This window comes from Capnocytophaga sp. oral taxon 863 str. F0517 (genome assembly GCF_000466425.1).
Taxonomy (GTDB): domain Bacteria; phylum Bacteroidota; class Bacteroidia; order Flavobacteriales; family Flavobacteriaceae; genus Capnocytophaga.
In genome coordinates, this window is sequence record NZ_KE992103.1 from 1 (window position 1) to 704 (window position 704).

The following is a 704-nucleotide window of genomic DNA, read 5'->3' on the forward strand; positions in this document are numbered from 1 at the left end:
GAATAAATTAACAGTAAATAAAGAGTATAGAGAGATTCCTTACATAGAAATTTATGATTTCAAATCAAGTTATAATCAACAGTTGAGTAATTAGAAATAAAAATATGTATAAAGTTATTAAAATAGTTATTATTATGGGTATATTAAGTAGTATTTTTTCTTGTAAAGTAGAAAAAGACATCTCTATATATAGAACAGAGGAATTCAAAAAAAAGGAACAAACATTTAAACTTTCATTAGATGAAGCAGGGCAAAAATGTATAGAATATATTTTAAAAGAAGAAATAGCTAATGATGGTTTTTTTGATTTGGATATTATATATGGAGATTATTATATTTTTAAGCCGAAGTGGGAACCATATAACTTGAAAACAGGAAACTATAATTTATCTGGCATTTGGATTAATGGTAACACTGGGGAAATAAAAGAAGTTAAAACAAATAAAAGAATTAAGGTCATACTAGAAAACACTAGTCATATATCTTATACGAGAAGAATTGAGAAAGATAAGGAGGAAAATTGATGAAAAAGTTTCATTCAGTTTTAGCTATAGGGTATTTATCCTTGAGAAGTGGTAATTACTCCTTCTCCACCAAATGCCTCAGCCCAAGGCTTCAAGTGGACATAAGCTCATCTTTACTGAAGATGAGAGCATCTTGCTTACTGACAAGAATGGCAATGTGATTAAGTTAGATACTCAAGG

General features: G+C 28.3%; 1 protein-coding gene. It reads left to right on the forward strand.

Going from position 1 to position 704, the window contains the following annotated elements:
• Positions 1-104: 104 nt before the first annotated feature.
• Positions 105-524 carry a hypothetical protein gene (locus tag HMPREF1551_RS13830; RefSeq protein ID WP_021627644.1) on the forward strand — a complete coding sequence of 140 codons (420 nt, stop codon included), beginning with the start codon at positions 105-107 and terminating at the stop codon, positions 522-524.
• The last annotated feature ends 180 nt before the right edge of the window (positions 525-704 follow it).